We start from the raw sequence: 15,846 nt of genomic DNA, 5'->3' as shown, positions 1-15,846 counted from the left end.
GGCGCCAGCGAGCCAACGGCCCGCCCTCAAAAACCGAGCGAAAGGCCAAGCTCGCCCGTGCCCGGGTTTCCACGGGAGATCAGACGGGTGGCGACCGTTCACGGCCATCGCCTTGCCGCGTGGCCGGGTCACGAGCTGGAGCCGGGTTGGCGCGGCGGGCCGTCTCAGGCTCACGATGCAGGAGAGGAGGGGTCCCCGCGTGGCGGGACCGCGCCCGGTCCTCGTTGCCATCGGACGCCGTCACACGGCGCAGGATCATGCCTGCGGCGTTCATCGCTTCGAGGGCCGCCGACAAGAACTGATGCATGTTATTGCTCGGACCGGGACGATGAGCTCTGATCTCGCCAAGCCGGAACTCGTTGTCGCTTCTTCGGGTCACGACGCCTGAGAATAAAAGATCGCCAGTATTGCGGGCGTTGAGCCACGATCATTCATCGGCTGAACGCACGCGGCGCCGGGCTCTCGGCTCCTTCGACGCGTCTGAGGTGTGCCATGACCGATCGACACGAGGGCCTCCCTCCGGAGGATCGCAGCGATGCTCCGGACGGCGCTCGAGCCATGCGGCGCGGTGGGGCCCGGGCCGGCCAGCGACCCGGTGGGGATGACGCTGTCGGGGGGCGTTCCAGCCCCGGCATAGTCGGGCTTGCCCTTGCCGCCGCCGCCGGTGTCGCGGTGGTCGGCCTGATCGGCGTTCAGACGGGCCTGGCCGGCCGGATCGGGACGGGGACGAACCGACGACGATCGGATGCGGCGGACGAGCCGGACATCGCGCGCTCGATCACGATCGAGGCGGTGTCCGCGGACGAGCTCTACCGGCGCTGGCGCGAGCCGGAGACCCTGCGCCGGGTCATGGCGCCCTTCGCCGCCATCGAGTCCACGGGCGACGGGCAGACGCGCTGGACGGCCGGCCACGATCTCGGATCCTGGGAGATGCGGCTGGTCGAGGATCGGCCCGGCGAGATCCTGCGCTGGGAGGCGCAGGGCGAGGGCGCGCTGGTCCGGGACGCGTCGGTGCATTTCCACCCGGCGGCCGGCGATCGTGGCATCGTGGTCACCCTGCGCGCCCGCCTCGATCCGCCCGGCGGCATGCTCGGCCGGGCCGCGGCGCGGATGCTGGGCGGAGCGCTGCCGGCGGCGCTGGCCGGCAAGTCGCTGCACTACTTCAAGGCCCTGGTCCAGACCGGCGAGATTCCCACCACCGAGCGCCAGCCCGCGGCGCGGGCCGATCCCCGCTGACGCCGCAGACCTGCGTCGGCCGGCCGATGCAGGTCCGCTGACGGTCGTAGTTCGTCGCCGATTGCTGTCCCAGGACCGGCACCAATTTTTGCGAAATCCGCCGAGGAGGCTCCCATGCGCGCGCTCATCTGGAACGGCGTCAACGACCTGCGGGTCGAGACGGTCAAGGATCCCGAGATCGTCAACCCGCATGACTGCATCCTGCGGGTCACCATGTCGACCACCTGCGGCTCGGACCTGCACTTCATCGACGGCTACATCCCGACCATGAAGGCTGGCGACGTCATCGGCCACGAGTTCATGGGCGTCGTCGAGGAGGTCGGGCCCGAAGTCAGGAAGGTCAAGAAGGGCGATCGCGTCGTCGTTCCGTCCTTCATCACCTGCGGACAGTGTTGGTACTGCAAGAACAAGCTGAGTTCGTTGTGCGACAACACCCATCCCAAGCCGGAGCTGCAGGAGCCCGTCTTCGGCTACCCGACTGCCGGCATCTACGGCTACACGCACGCTTTCGGTGGTTACGCCGGGGCCCACGCCCAGTATGTCCGCGTGCCCTTCGCCGACAACGACTGCTTCAAGGCGCCGGAAGGGCTGCCGGACGAGCAGGTGCTGTTTCTCTCGGATGCGGCCCCCACCGGCTATATGGGGGCGGATTTCTGCAACATCCGGCGCGGCGACGTGGTGGCGGTCTGGGGCTGCGGCGGCGTCGGCCTGATGGCGCAGAAGAGCGCGTTCCTGATGGGGGCCGAGCGGGTGATCGCGATCGATCGCATGCCCGAACGGCTGCGGATGGCCCGCGAGCATGTCGGCTCCGAGACCATCAACTACGCCGAGGTCGACAGCGTGCTGGAGGTGCTGCGGGAGATGACCGGCGGCCGGGGCCCCGATTCCTGCATCGATGCGGTCGGCATGGAGGCGCACGGCACCGGCCTGCAATATGCCTATGACCGCGCCAAGCAGCTCACCTTCATGCAGACGGATCGCGGCCAGGCGTTGCGCGAGGCGATCCTGGCCTGCCGGAAGGGGGGAACGCTGTCGATCCTCGGCGTCTACGGCGTGATGGACAAGTTTCCGATCGGGGCGATCATGAACAAGGGCATGACCGTGCGCACCGCGCAGCAGCACGGCCAGGCCTACATGGAGCGCCTGCTCGACCATGCCCAGAAGGGCGAGCTGAACCCCTCGTTCCTGGCGACGCACCGCTTCTCGCTCGAAGATGCACCGCGGGGATACGCCATGTTCAAGCACAAGACGGATGGCTGCGTCCGGTCGGTGTTCATTCCCTGATGCCGTCGCACGCCTGAAGCCAGGGACCGCGTCCGGTGCGGTTGTCTCGCGGCGCGGGCGGCCGGTCGCGATGCGGACGCGGATCGGAGGCGCGGATCCCGAAGCCCGGGATCCGCCTCTCGCGCCGCGCACGGCCCTGAACGCGGCGGCGCCCGGCGATCCATCGCAAAGGGCGGCTCTCGCTCTGGCCTGCCGGCTGGACGCCGCGCAGGCGGCGATAGCAGCGGTGATCCACGCAGGCGCAGCGTGACCCTCGATCGAGACTTGCCGCGTGGTCCGCGTCGCAAGCATTGCGATCCGGCATGGGGAGTGTGCACAGGAAGCCGCGGCGGCCTGCCGTCCCTCGATCCAGGCTGGGATTCCGGCGCGAGTCGAGCGGCGAGTCATGCCTTGCGCCGTCGAACGGATCCGTTCGACGGCGCAAGGCAAGCCCGAACGGGCACCGGCGCTGATACCCTCGCGCCTTGGCACCGCCGTGTCGATGCCAAGGCGCGAGGGTATCCGAGGGCCGCCGCCGCACCTCATCCTCTTCGCGACAGGAGCCGATCCAGTTCGGCAAAGTCATGCGACGGCCACGGGAGGCGCGCAGATTTTCGCCTTTCTCTCGGTCAGTCGCCACTGCCCACGTTCGACCGTGACAGCGGGAGTGGTTTTATTGTCATGTCATCACGCGATTCAAGGATCGCATTTTGCTGCCTCGGCAAGGATGAAAGTCGCCAGGGGCCAAGATATCAGGATGGTCAGCGGCACTCGCTAGCTCGAATTGCCCTGATGAATCTATATTTCGTAAAATACTACCAAAAATGGCTTTATAATACATGGCGGGACGGGGGCAATTGTATGTATGACAATTGTATATGGCGTATTTTTACAACATAGGTAGTTGCCATTTCATGCGGCGTCCCTTCGGATTGGGCCCCGAAGGAGGTCGCCGTGGACAAATGAACGTTCCTCGCCGGTGGCGGTCAAGTCGCCATCCGCGTTCGAGAATATGACTGGGTTTCCTCTCCCCTCGGCCCGATCGATGCGTGGCCGGACGTGCTGAAATACACCCTGAGCGGCATGCTCAACTCGGCTTTTCCGACATACCTCGCCTGGGGACCCGACCTCATCAGCTTCTACAACGATGCCTATCGGCCCATCCTCGGCATCAAGCCCGAGGCGCTCGGGCGCCCGTTCCCCGAGGTCTGGCGCGAGGCGTGGGACCAGATCGGGCCGGTCACGGAACGCGCGCTCCGGGGCGAGGCGAGCGACCTGGAAGACTACGTCGTGACGGTGAACCGCGACGGATCGCGGGAGGACAGCGTCTGGACCTTCGCCTACTCGCCGGTCCGGGATCAGCACGGCAGCGTGCAGGGGGTGCTCTGCCACGTGCATGAAACGACCGCGCGGGTCCGCACGGAGGAGCGCCTGCGGGCCGCCGTGCAGGAGATCGAGGCGCAACGGGCGCGCTTCGGCACGCTGATCGAGCATCTCCCCTTCGCGGCCGGGCTGTTCGGGGCCGACGGGCGGGCCCTGCTCGCCAATCCGCTCTGCCGGCGGTTCCTGCCGCGCGGCCTGGTCCCGGCGGTGGATCCGGACGGGCAGCCCCGGTGGACCGGCTTCGATGCGGAGGGCCGGATCGTAAGCCCGTCCGACTACCCGTTCGCGCGGGCGGTGCGGGGGGAGGTCGTGCGGGGCATGAGCGTCCTGCACCGGTCCCGCGAGGGCGCCGAGACCTGGATGCGGGTGAGCGCCATTCCGGTGCGTGAGCGCGACAGGAGCATCCCGCTCGCCATCATCGTCATGCAGGACGTCGACCGCGAGACGCGTGCCGAGGCGGCCTTGCGCGAGAGCGAGGAGCGCTTCCGGCGCTACGCCGAGCATTCGTCCAACGTGCTCTGGCTCGCCGACCTGGAAAGCGGGCAGCTCGATTATCTCAGTCCCTCCTTCGCGCAGGTCTGGGGCATGCCGGTCGAGGACATGCCGGACCTCGCGGGCTGGCTCGCCAGCGTCCATCCGGAGGACCGCGACGGGGCGGCACAGGCGCTGGAGCGGGTCGGCCGCGGCGAGACGCTGATGCTCGGCTACCGGATCCTGCGCGCCTCGGACCACCGGGTGCGCCGCATCCGCGATACCTTCTTCCCGATCCCCGGGCGCGACGGGCTGGTCCGCTCCGTGGGCGGGATCGCGCAGGACGTCACCACCGATACCGAGCTGCGCGCCTACGTGGTCGCGGCCGGGGATGACGCCCGGCATCGCGCCGTGGCGGCCCTGCAGGCCGGCGGCTACGAGGTCCAGGCCTTCGCGAGCGGCCAGGCCTTCCTCAAGATCGCCGGCTCCCTGATAGCGGGCTGCGTCGTGCTCGACCTGGGGGAGGCCGGCGGCTTCGGGGTGGCGAGCGCGCTGAAGACGGACCGGGCGCACCTGCCCGTGGTGGCGGTCGGTGCGAGCGGCGGCGACACCGGCTTCGGGGTCCGCGCGATGAAGGCGGGTGCCGTCGATTTCCTCGAGGATCCCTGGCTCCCGGATGATCTGGTCTTCGCGGTCCGGTCGGCGCTGGTCGAGATCCGGGACGTCGCGGAGCGGACCCGCGAGCGCGACGCGTCGCATCATCGGGTCACGACGCTCACGGCCCGCGAGCGCGCCGTGCTGGAGGGCCTGCTCGCGGGCGGCACCAACAAGACCATCGCCCGCACGCTGGGCCTGAGCCCGCGCACGGTGGAGATCCACCGCGCGAAGGTCATGGAAGCGCTCGGCGCCCGCACCCTGCCCGAGGCGGTCCTGATCGCCACCGCGGCCGGCGTGCGCCCTGCCGATCAGGCCGGCGAGTCAGGCCGCGCAGCCGAGCGCCTGGTGGAGGGCCAGGCGGCCACGGCCCCCGAGGCGGCCGGCGACCGGCGGGCGTGAGCCGCCGCGGCTCTCGGGATGGGGGCTCACGAGGCGGGCCGCGCCGCCGGCCCCCGGGACCGGCCGAGCAGCGCGACCAGCTCGCGGTTGAAGGCCGGGATGTCGTCCGGCATCCGGCTCGACACCAGGTTGCCGTCCACGACGACCTCCTGGTCCAGCCACTCGACGCCTTGCGCCTCGAGGTCCGTCTGCAGCGACGGCCACGACGCCATCCGCCTGCCGCTCAGCCTGCCGGTCTCGATCAAGGTCCACGGACCATGGCAGATCGTCGCCACTGGCTTGCCGGCATCGAGGAAGGATTGGGCGAACGCGATGGCGCTCCCGTCCATCCGCAACGTGTCGGGGTTGATGACCCCGCCCGGCAGCAGGATGGCGTCGAAATCGTCCGGCTTCGCGTGATCCAGTGGAACGTCGACGGGCAGCGTGTCGCCCCAATCGGTGAAGTTCCAGCCTTTGACCCGGTCGGTCTTGGGCGAGACGAGACGCGTCTCGGCCCCGGCCTCGTCGAGGGCCTTGCGGGGCTCGGTCAGCTCGACCTGCTCGAAACCGTCGGTGACGAGGATCGCCACGCGCAGTCCGTTCAGTGGTCCGTGAGCCATCGGGTTGCTTCCTTCAGCCAGGGTGGCGATGCGGGGCAGATCCGAGGAGGTGATCGAGTGCGCGAGGCGGCACGGTCTCCCGGACCCCGAAAGCGCCCGCCCGGCCTGATGGCCGGACGGGCTATGGCGGCGGCAGGGATGCGGGCGCCGCCGCGGCGAGGCTGAGGCTATCGCGAGCCCGCCGCGCGCTGTCCTTCGCCGCCCTGTCCGGCGGGAGAAGGAGCGCTCGCGGAGCCACCCGCGCTGCCCTGGCCGGACGCGCCCGTCCCGCGCGCCGACGAGACGGTGCCGGTCGTCTGCGGGTTGGGATTGCCCGCCGCGTTCGCGGTCGTCGCCATGCCGCCCATGAACTCGCCCCGCTGCCAGCGCGGCATCCCGATCGTGGCGAGCAGGTTCGTGGTCAGCGTACCGGTCGGCTCGAGGCCCTGCGCCTGCTGGAAGTGGGTCGCGGCGAGCGCCGTGTCGGTGTTCCAGTTGCCGTCGAGATGGCCGGCGGCGTAGCCGCGCTGGTTCAGCACCTGCTGGATCTGGCGCACGCCGTCCGAATTCATCCACAGGGGCTCGCCGGGGCTGTCGGCGCGCTCCATGGCGATGCGCTGGTTGTCGACTTGCTTGTCGCCCCCCGTGCCGGCCGCCTGGCTCGGTTGCGGTCGTGCCGCGTTGGCGGCCTGCGGGCCGGTGCCGTGCCCGGCCGAGAAGATCGGATCGGTCAGGCCGAGCGCGGCGATGAGGCCGACCTCGAGCCGTCCCGTCGGCTCGAGGCCATGCACCTGCTGGTAGCTGCGCGCGGCCTGCACGGTCGCCGGGCCCCAGCGGCCGTCCACCTGTCCGGTGTTCCAGCCCTGCTGGTTCAGGGCCTGCTGGATCTGCCGGATTCCGGCCGGGCTGACATGGAGCGGGGTGCCGCGGCTGTCGGCGCGCTCGATGACGACGCGCTGGTTGTCGGCTTGCTTGGTGCCCTGGTCGCCGGACTGGCCGCCGCCCTGCGCGCCCGTATTGCCCAGGATGATGTCCTGGTCGAGGCCGAGGCCGTAGACGAGCGGGACGGTGAGCGTGCCGGTCGGCTCCATGTTCTGCGCCTGCTGGAAGCTGCGCGCCGCCGCCGTGGTCTGGGCGTTCCAGCGGCCGTCCACGTTGCCCGTGCTGTAGCCCTTCTGGGTCAGCGCCTGCTGGATCTGGCGCACCCCGGCCGAGCTCACGAAGATCTGCGTGCCCTGTCCTTCCGACTGGTCCTGCGCCGTGCGCTGGTTGCTGACCGCCGATTGCTGAGCGTGCGCGGACCCACCCGCCAGCGCGGCAAGAACAGTGCCCGCGAGAAAGACTTGTCTCAACGCCATGAATACCTCCTGCGCATGCGGCAATTCCCAGGCCTATGCTGCATGGATCCGAACCCGAGCGGCTTGCCCCCGTTCCTACGGGGGATCCCTCAGGATATGTCCGAAGCGCGCCGATGCCGGACAATCTGTACTTGGCAGTTGCATCCAATATCGGGTGTGTGCCACCCTGGTTATGCCAGAGATAGTTGAGTGGATTTGGATTTGACCTTATCCAGCCGTGCGCGACCGTCCGCTCGTCCATGCCGGCCCGATGCATCGGCGGCGCGGCGGGGACGTCGCCCGCGTCGGATCGCGGCGAGCGGAGCGGGAGCCGTCGCGTCGGGCGCCGGCCGGCTCGCCGTTCGGTGCCTCGTACCCTCGCGCCTTCGCATCAGCGCCGACGCCCGTTCGGGCTTGCCTCGCGCCGTCGAACGAGTTCGTTCGAAGGCGCTGCGGTATCACCGCCTGCGCCGTCGGTTCACCGATGATGGGGCGCGATCTCCGAGCGCCTCTCCCTCCGATGACTTGAATTCGGGCGGTTCACCCGGACAGGCGCTGCCGCCGGCCTGTCGTGTCATCGCACGTCACGCCTTTTTCCTGGACGGCTGCATCGATGCGGACGGGGATCCGGGATCCGGACCTGAGACGCGTCGCGAGTTCTTGCGCGGATCCGGATCTCCTGTCGCGGCGTTGCGGCCGTGCGGGAAAGGGGCGGGGCGTGTCAGGCGCCGCCGGCTCGCCGGAGCGCGGATCCGTCCGTGGCGTGTCCCGTGGCGGTGCCCGATGGGATGACCTTGCCCCGCTGAGGGTGCGGCAATGTCGTGCGACGACGCAGGATCCTCCCCGTCGGGACGATCCTCGCGGCGGCTCACGGGGATCCGGCGCCGAACTCCGCGAGCTCGCGCAACCGCCGCGGCGCGAGGACCCGCAGGCGGTGCCCGCACAGCGAGATCAGCCGGTCGCGCCGCAGGGCTTGCAGCACGCGGTTCACGTGCACGCTCGACAGGCCGAGCGTGTCGGCCAGATCGGTCTGGGTCAGCGGCAGGGCGTACTGGCCGTCCGTGACTTGGCCGACCGTTCCCAGGCGTTCCATCAGCTCGCACAGGAGATGCGCCATGCGCTCGGTGCCCGAGCGCATGCCGATATTGGCCACCCACTCGTGCACCGTCGCCTCTTCGGCGAGCCGCGCCCGCTGCAGCGCGAGGGCGATGCGGGGATGCCGGCCGAGCAGGTCGAGATAGGCCGCGCGCGGGACCCGGGCGACGAGGCAGGGCGTGAGGGTCTCGATCGCGTGGCCGAGCGGGTGGTCGTGGAGGACGCCGCGGTCGCACAGGTCGCCGGGGACGAGATAGGCCACGATCTGGCGGCGCCCGGATGCACGGTGCTTGCCGCGGCTCGCGAACCCGGCGAAGACGATGACCGCGTGATCGGCCACGCTATCCTGCTCCACGAGGACCGTGTGCCGCCCGACCGGCCGGACATAGCCGATCAGGCCGGCGAGCGCCGCCCGGTCCTGGGCGTCGAGCGGGGCAAAGCCACCGAGCCTGCGGGCGAGCGCACAATCCGCCCCGTCCCATCCCGGCGCGGCAAGCCGCGGGACGTGCGCGATACCGGTCGCGGCAGGATCCGTCATCATCGTGGCGGCTCTCCCCATCGGTCTTCCTCCTGGATCGGGCCTATTCATCCCGCCTCGCGGGCCGAATCCATCCGGCCGGTCCCTTAGGGCTTCTCCGATCCGCGTGCCTCGATGTCCTCGCTCCGATAGGCCATCGCGGGAGCCAGCCGCGCGATGTGTGGCCACCATTGCGCGCGCAGGTCGAGATAGGCCTGCGCGGCCGCCTCCTCGTGCGCGGCCGCGATGCCGGCCGCGGCGAGCCGGGACGCGGCCCGCTCCCACTGGGCGCGCCACCGCTGCCGCTCGCGAGGGTCGACAGGTGTCGCGGCCGGCGGATCGCCCGGCAGGAACGCCGTTTCGAGGGTGACGACCAGCATCAGGGCCACGCGCCAGAGCGCCTCGACCGCGGCCGCCTCCTTCAGCCAGGCCGTGTCCTCGCCCGCGAGCGTGCTGCGGATCAGCGACGCCGTGTCGAGCACGAGATGCGCCTGCGCCGAGACCGAATAATAGGGCTGCCGGAACCGGAAGTAGAACAGCACCGGGTAGAAGTGATGGGTCTCCTTCATCGCCGCCATGGCCTCGCCCAGCGAGACGAGATGGCTGTAGCCGGCGCTGAACTGCCCGCGCGGTCCGAGCCGCGCCAGCAGCTCGCCGGCCTCCGAGGTCTCCCCGGAGACGAGGTGGAGCTGAAGCCCGAGCGCGTTGCGCTGCCGCAGGGCGCCGTAGACCTGCATGACGTAGGTCAGGACCAGCGAGGTCACCGACAGGCCGAGGAGCGAGTTCGCCAGGTAGACGGCCCGGTAGGCATCGGTCGTCGGCCGGAAGTCGCTGGCACCGACGATCGCCATGCTGCTGCCCCCGGCATAGAGGGCGGTGAGGAGGTCCGTCGGCGTCGGGCCGCTGCCCGCCTGCACTCCTGACCCGAGACCGGGATGGATGATGAGCCCGGCGCCGAGCGTCAGGCCGCCGGCCCAGAGCACGACGTAGAGCACGAGGATCGCCGGACCGCAGAAGGACAGCACCACCCCGCGCCGCGCGCCGGCCGCCTCGGCCGCCCGGCGAAAGACGATCCAGGTGAGATGCGCGGCGCGCTCGGCGATCAGCCCCGTGCCGATGCGGGCGTAGAGCACGGTGAGAAAGACGTCGAGGAGGACGACCCCCATCACGAGGGCGCCCGAGGCGCGTTCGAGAAATGACACCATGAATCGGCCTGCCGCGAAGCGCCGTGCGCCGTGCGGCGCCGCTCCCGTCGCGAACCGGCCGCGTCTGGCCCCGTTCCTGCGATCAACCCTTAGGACTTCCCCGCGGGCCCAGGCCGGCAGCGCAGCGGACGGGTTCTTCTGGCATCGTCGGCGTCGCCGAACCGGTCGCCCCGTCGGCAAACGACGCTATGGCGGCGAACGATGCCGGGGCGCCGCCCCGGCGGGCGGCCCGCCCGCCTCGACCGGCAACCGGTAGAGCCTGTCGATGGCGGTCCAGAAGGCGCTCCTCGCCTCGGGGGACAGCCGGTCGAGCGCCACCTCGATCGCCGTCATGGCGTCGCGCGCGCAGGCGTCCCGGTCGGTCTCTGGCAGAAGTTCGGTCACGGCATGCCTCCGGATCGGCGGGCGGCCCGCCCGCCCCAAGGCCGGGAACCTGGCGCTGCCGGTCCTGCCGGACGATCGGAGCGCTCCGTAGGTGCGATACGGATCCGGCCCGCCGGCGCGGGACGCCCTCTCCCGATCCGGGACACCGCCCCGGACCGGAGGTCTCCTAGGGATTCATCCGCGGGAACGCGGCCTCTCGCATCCCGGTTCGGCTCATCGCAGTCCCGACCACCATCCCCGCGAGAGCGTCAGGCCGATCGGGCTGTCCCGCTTCGAGGCCGGCTCTCGCACCTCAACCGATGGGAGACGAAGGCGATGCGAGCCCTGGTTTGGCATGGGAAGGAAGACATCCGCTGCGATACGGTCACCGATCCGGAGATCGAGGACGGCCGCGACGCCATCATCAAGGTCACGAGTTGCGCGATCTGCGGCTCCGACCTGCACCTGTTCCACAACTTCATCCCCGCCATGCTCCCGGGCGACATCATGGGTCACGAGACCATGGGCGAGGTCGTCGAGACCGGGCGCGGGCTCAACGGCAAGCTGAAGAAGGGCGACCGGGTCGTGGTGCCCTTCACCATCGTCTGCGGCGAGTGCGACCAGTGCAGGCGCGGATACTTCTCCGTCTGCCAGAGAAGCAACCGCAAGAAGCACCTCGCCGACAAGGTCTTCGGCCACACCACCGCCGGCCTGTTCGGCTACTCGCATCTCACCGGGGGCTATCCGGGCGGCCAGGCCGAGTACCTGCGCGTGCCCTTCGCCGACACGACCGTCCAGAAGGTGCCCGAGGGCATTCCCGACGAGACGCTGCTGTTCCTCTCCGACATCTTCCCGACCGGCTGGCAGGCGGCCGTCCAGGCGGACATCCAGCCCACCGACACGGTGGCGATCTGGGGTTGCGGGCCGGTCGGCCAGATGACGATCCGCTCGGCCATTCTCCTCGGCGCCGAGCAGGTCGTCGCCATCGACCACCTGCCCGAGCGGCTGGAGATGGCCGAGGCGGGCGGCGCCATCACCATCAACTTCAAGGAGGAGAACGTCGTCGAGCGGCTGAACGAGCTGACCGGCGGCGAGGGCCCCGAGAAGTGCATCGACTGCATCGGCATGGAGAGCCACGTCACCATGGCCATGCCGGACACGGTCTACGACCGGGCCAAGCAGATCCTGCTGGCCGAGAGCGACCGGCCGCACGTGCTGCGCGAGATGATCTACGTGTGCCGGCCCGGGGGCCTGATCTCGATCCCGGGCGTCTACGGGGGCCTGGCCGACAAGATCCCGATGGGCGCGGCGATGAACAAGGGCCTCACCTTCCGCATGGGGCAGACCCACGTCCAGCGCTGGACCGCCGATCTCCTCCGGCGAATCGAGGAGGAGCAGATCGACCCCTCCTTCGTCATCACGCACGAGGTCCCGCTCGACCAGGGGCCCGAGATGTACCGGATCTTCCGGGACAAGCAGGACAGCTGCATCAAGGTCGTCCTCAAACCCTGACACGTCGAGGGAAAGATCATGCCGAACCTCTCCAGTATCACGGGCCTCTCGAACATCGCTCGGTCCGAGGGCGATCCGAAGGTCCTCCATTCCGGGCCGAGCTCGCGCGGCATCCCGGACAGCCTCGCCAAGGGGCTCGGCTGGTTCAGCCTCGGCCTCGGCCTGACCGAACTCCTGGCACCTCAGCGCATCACGCGGACCCTCGGCATGGAGGGCAAGGAGGCCCTGGTGCGGGTCTATGGCGCCCGCGAGATCGCCAGCGGCATCCTCTCGCTGTCGGTCGACAAGAAGCTCGGGCTGTGGAGCCGGGTCGCCGGCGACGGCCTCGACATCGCGACCGTGCTGACGGCTTTGCGGCCGGACAACCCGAAGCGCGACAACGTCGTCGTCGCCCTGGCGCTGCTGCTCGGCATCACGGCCATCGACCTGATCGACGCCCAGGCTACCACGATGCGGCACAGCCGCGGCGTGGGGCGGAGGAGATCCTACCGGGACCGCAGCGGGTTTCCGCGCGGCGTCGCGGCGTCCCGCGGCGCGGCGCGGGACTTCAAGACGCCCCCCGACCTGCGGCACGCCCCCGCCCTCGCGGCGGTCTCCGCGCGTCCGTCCGTGGCGTGAGCCACACCTGATCGGGCGGGCGAGCGTGCGTCCGTCGTGCGGATCCCGTCCCCGCGGGGACGGGATCGACTCGCGCCGCGCCGGCGCGCCGGTCGGTACCGCGCCTCTCCCGTCCGCACGAGGCTGCTGCGGGAGAGGCGTCGGACACCCGCCGCCCGGCGGCCCCTCGGAGCGCGGCGGCATGATCGTGTGCAGCGGCCCCTGCGCTCGCCGCCACGATCATCGTCCGGGATCCGTCGAGCGAGCGGATGTCCGCCCCTTGGGATCGCGCGACCGAAGGGATCGGGCGACCAAAGATCGCTCGGACGGCCCGGGGACGCTGCCATGGGGACGCTGCCATGGCGACGCTGGCGGGCGCGAGGCCGGTTCCCATGGCTGGATGATCCCTGTAAGCATAGCCGGCTGACCAAGCCTTGGCATCGTCGGCGCGCTCTGATGAGCCGCGAGATGTCCGATCTGTCCGCAAAGCCGAGAGATCGTGCTGCTTGGGCCGATCCACGCCTGGTCGAGCGGCCTACATGAGGCGTCCAGGTGCCTCGAACATCGTCTTCGTCATGATCATCGCGGATTTCGTTCTGATGGGGTGAGCCCCCGAAGCGATGCGGGGACGGGTCGGGGGGCGCACTGCATCTCCTCGATCTCCCGCGTCGCATCAAGAATAATCATATGGATCTGAGATTCTTTAATGTCAGTATGGCTGTGCGTGGGAGTGAGCAGGGCTGCCTTGTTTTCTTCGGAGGCAATCTTGTCGCTGTTCTGGTCTTGCTAGGCGATCTGCATGAAGATAATACAGGGAAGTGGTTTCTTGAGATCGCTTTTCACGAGAGAATTATAAATCACGGCAACCTCTTCGGGAGTATGAAAGAGGCGGAGACGTGGCTCATGGATTGCCTGACCTCATCGCGCACGTGCAATGACGGTTCCGTTGCAGAAAGTCGAAACGGGCATGAGCAAGGGTGACGTCGGATCAGGAGATTTTGACCCGATTTTAGATAAAATCGGGTTTTCGGTTGGCGACGTGTCGCCGAAAGACAACTCTGTCCGCGAAATATCGGAAGCCCTGGATTGCATGCGGCTCTGGTTCGCGATTCGAACCGACGATGGACGACGGCGCGCCCTGGAATGCCTGTCCCGGATCGTGGACGACGAGCAGCCTTAGGGCATGGTCCGACGGGCCCGCATCGACGCCGTCGGAGCATGCTGGTCGGTCACCGCGGACCCCTCTGAGCCGCGCACCGCACCGTGGAGCCGGCAGGCGTCGCGTCCCGGCGGCCCCAGGGCTTCGCGGCCGGACGGGCGCCCGGCGCCCCTGATCCGCGCCGGTGGGCGGTGAGCCGCCCGCGAGGGTGATGGGCCGGCGCCGAAGGCCCTCCCAGCCGTCCGGACTTGACGAACCCGCCCATCTTCGCCTCACTCGATCGGCGCGCATCGCCGTGGAGAGCAGGGGCGGCGCGATGGGCGCGGATCGCCGGTCGGCTGACAGGGCCCCAGGAAAGCGACGATGGAGACGGTTTTCACGACGGACGACGTGCACCAGCGCGACCGGTTCGACTACTGGCACGAGATCGCCTGTCGCGACGTCGTCGAGCACGATTCCAGGCCGGATTGCCGGGGCTCGTTCAGGGCGGAGCTGCGCGCCGGCTCGATCGGCTCGCTCCACCTCGTCTGCTTCCAGAACTCGGGGATGATGGTCAATCATGCGACGCGTCACCTGTCTCGCACGAGTCCGGACGAGATTTTCCTGTGCCGGCAGATGCGGCAGCGGCTCTCCCTCGAGCAGAATGGCCGGCAGGTCGTGCTGGAGCCTGGCGACATCGCGCTGATCGATCCGAGCCTTCCCTACAAAGGGCAATTTTCGGACGGTTCGGAAGTCCTCGTCGTCAAGGTCCCGCGCGCGCCTCTGGAAAGCCGTCTCGGGCAGCCCCGGGACCTGCTCGCCCACAAGCTGGCGACGGCCGAGGGCCGTCTGGCCTCTGCCTACATGGCCATGCTGCCCTCGCATGTCGACGTCGCGGGCTCGGCCGAAGGTCTGGTCGAGGCGCATCTGCTCGATCTGATCGCCCTCTCGTTCGGGAGGGCGGCGGACGAGTTGACCCGCCGCCATTCGTCGCCTCGGTCGCTCGTTCGCATGCGGCTGCACAGCGAGGTCGAAGCGCGCCTGGCCGACCCCGCGCTCCGTCCCGGCACGATCGCCGCCGGCGCCGGCGTGAGCGTGCGGTACGCCAACGCCGTGCTGGCCGACGAGGGCACCTCGCTCACGCAGCTCATCCAGACACGGCGCCTCGCGCGCTGCCGCCGGGCCCTGGAAGATCCCGGGCAGGCGCATCGCACGGTGAGCGAGATCGCCTATGGCTGGGGGTTCTCGGACATGACGCATTTCGGCCGCCGGTTCAAAGCCGCCTATGGTCTGCTGCCCTGTGACTGCCGCCGGTCGAAGGCGACCTGACCGGAGCCTGCGCCGGTCCGGCACTGTGTCGAGAGCCGAATGATGAACAGTTCTTGTGCTGCTTCGTCGGCCACCGTCAAGCTCCAGGTTCCGTCGGGCCAGATGTCGGTCGCCGCATTGTCGATGATCGACTTGCCGGCGATCGACATCGCCTCCCGCTTGGCCGCCTCGAAACACGAGAGATCGATTCCCTCCGTGTCGATGTGGTGACGTTTTTCGTCTATATGGAAGAAATATCGAGGCATCGTCCCTGTGCCGAGCTGGAGTCGGCTCGCTATAGAGCGCTCGGCAGTGATCGCATCGGCTCAAATGGCACAAATCGTCGGCCATGTATGCAATGCTGCGCTGAGACGAGGGGATCGCGCTCTGGCACATCCTGTATTTTTGCAACCATTGCTCGCTCGGTGACGTTCTTTGCGCAAATCATGTCGCCGAGATGTCATGGTTCTGAGAGAAAAAGTTATATAATTTTTGTTAAATAGCTCAAACGACCCAGCGTCAGTGCGCATTCAAAGAAACAGATCTCACTATACCCCTGATTGCATGCTGGGTGACTGATAAAATGAGGGGGAGATCGGAGGCTGGCCTTCGGGCGAGAGATTGGCGACGCGCCATTACCACGTATTACCCTCAGGTGAGCTTGCGTAGGACGAAGCGTACCTTTACCAGCACGGGTCGCCGCCCGTCGGAGGGCCACGATCAGTGCCAGGCCTCGTCGGATGTCGGCGGGGTGCGCGGATCGGGGTCGCCCACCGGCGCCGGCAGG

General features: G+C 68.9%; 14 protein-coding genes. 8 read left to right on the top strand and 6 right to left on the bottom strand.

Annotated elements, in window-relative coordinates; translation table 11 throughout:
• Positions 1 to 792: 792 nt before the first annotated feature.
• From FF100_RS13080 to FF100_RS13070, 3 genes are all read left to right on the top strand, one after another.
• Complete coding sequence (locus FF100_RS13080) at positions 793 to 1,236, top strand: SRPBCC family protein (protein ID WP_139036103.1); 444 nt, start codon at positions 793 to 795, stop codon at positions 1,234 to 1,236.
• A gap of 114 nt (positions 1,237 to 1,350) precedes the next feature.
• Positions 1,351 to 2,520 (top strand): zinc-dependent alcohol dehydrogenase, encoded by a 1,170-nt coding sequence (locus tag FF100_RS13075; protein WP_139036102.1) that lies wholly within the window; start codon positions 1,351 to 1,353, stop codon positions 2,518 to 2,520.
• Between the two features lie 1,038 nt (positions 2,521 to 3,558).
• Positions 3,559 to 5,409 (top strand): PAS domain S-box protein, encoded by a 1,851-nt coding sequence (locus FF100_RS13070; protein ID WP_246102058.1) that lies wholly within the window; start codon positions 3,559 to 3,561, stop codon positions 5,407 to 5,409.
• A 26-nt stretch (positions 5,410 to 5,435) separates the two neighbouring features.
• Here FF100_RS13070 and FF100_RS13065 read toward each other — a convergent pair whose 3' ends face one another.
• The 5 genes from FF100_RS13065 to FF100_RS13045 form a co-directional block, all read right to left on the bottom strand.
• Positions 5,436 to 6,008 carry a type 1 glutamine amidotransferase domain-containing protein gene (locus FF100_RS13065; protein WP_139036101.1) on the bottom strand — a complete coding sequence of 191 codons (573 nt, stop codon included), beginning with the start codon at positions 6,006 to 6,008 and terminating at the stop codon, positions 5,436 to 5,438.
• A gap of 167 nt (positions 6,009 to 6,175) precedes the next feature.
• Positions 6,176 to 7,345: a peptidoglycan-binding domain-containing protein gene (locus FF100_RS13060; RefSeq protein WP_139036100.1), complete on the bottom strand. Its 1,170-nt coding sequence runs from the start codon at positions 7,343 to 7,345 to the stop codon at positions 6,176 to 6,178.
• Between the two features lie 847 nt (positions 7,346 to 8,192).
• Positions 8,193 to 8,960 carry a Crp/Fnr family transcriptional regulator gene (locus FF100_RS13055; RefSeq protein ID WP_246102057.1) on the bottom strand — a complete coding sequence of 256 codons (768 nt, stop codon included), beginning with the start codon at positions 8,958 to 8,960 and terminating at the stop codon, positions 8,193 to 8,195.
• 83 nt (positions 8,961 to 9,043) lie between these two features.
• Positions 9,044 to 10,141, bottom strand: a complete 1,098-nt coding sequence (locus tag FF100_RS13050; protein WP_139036098.1) for a two pore domain potassium channel family protein — start codon at positions 10,139 to 10,141, stop codon at positions 9,044 to 9,046.
• 186 nt (positions 10,142 to 10,327) lie between these two features.
• A complete protein-coding gene (locus tag FF100_RS13045) occupies positions 10,328 to 10,525 on the bottom strand; it encodes a hypothetical protein (RefSeq protein WP_139036097.1) in 198 nt (65 codons plus the stop codon).
• A 315-nt stretch (positions 10,526 to 10,840) separates the two neighbouring features.
• On the opposite strand from FF100_RS13045, the gene FF100_RS13040 reads away from it, so the two are divergent.
• The 5 genes from FF100_RS13040 (at position 10,841) to FF100_RS13020 (ending at position 15,080) form a co-directional block, all read left to right on the top strand.
• Positions 10,841 to 12,016, top strand: a complete 1,176-nt coding sequence (locus FF100_RS13040) for a zinc-dependent alcohol dehydrogenase (RefSeq protein ID WP_139036096.1) — start codon at positions 10,841 to 10,843, stop codon at positions 12,014 to 12,016.
• An 18-nt stretch (positions 12,017 to 12,034) separates the two neighbouring features.
• Positions 12,035 to 12,634, top strand: coding sequence for a hypothetical protein (locus FF100_RS13035; RefSeq protein WP_139036095.1), 600 nt, complete (start codon positions 12,035 to 12,037; stop codon positions 12,632 to 12,634).
• 666 nt (positions 12,635 to 13,300) lie between these two features.
• Positions 13,301 to 13,594, top strand: a complete 294-nt coding sequence (locus tag FF100_RS13030; protein ID WP_139036094.1) for a hypothetical protein — start codon at positions 13,301 to 13,303, stop codon at positions 13,592 to 13,594.
• Positions 13,581 to 13,793 (top strand): hypothetical protein, encoded by a 213-nt coding sequence (locus FF100_RS13025; RefSeq protein WP_139036093.1) that lies wholly within the window; start codon positions 13,581 to 13,583, stop codon positions 13,791 to 13,793. The genes FF100_RS13030 and FF100_RS13025 overlap by 14 nt, the downstream gene beginning before the upstream one ends.
• A 342-nt stretch (positions 13,794 to 14,135) precedes the next feature.
• Positions 14,136 to 15,080 (top strand): AraC-like ligand-binding domain-containing protein, encoded by a 945-nt coding sequence (locus FF100_RS13020; RefSeq protein WP_139036092.1) that lies wholly within the window; start codon positions 14,136 to 14,138, stop codon positions 15,078 to 15,080.
• Here the strand turns inward: FF100_RS13020 and FF100_RS13015 are convergent.
• Complete coding sequence (locus FF100_RS13015) at positions 15,035 to 15,325, bottom strand: DUF6894 family protein (protein WP_139036091.1); 291 nt, start codon at positions 15,323 to 15,325, stop codon at positions 15,035 to 15,037. The two genes, FF100_RS13020 and FF100_RS13015, sit on opposite strands and share 46 nt — an antisense overlap.
• Between the last annotated feature and the right edge of the window lie 521 nt (positions 15,326 to 15,846).

The organism is Methylobacterium terricola (assembly GCF_006151805.1).
GTDB classification, from domain to species: domain Bacteria; phylum Pseudomonadota; class Alphaproteobacteria; order Rhizobiales; family Beijerinckiaceae; genus Methylobacterium; species Methylobacterium terricola.
The sequence above is the reverse complement of the archived record's forward strand: the minus strand, read 5'-3'. Positions and strand labels throughout refer to the sequence as shown.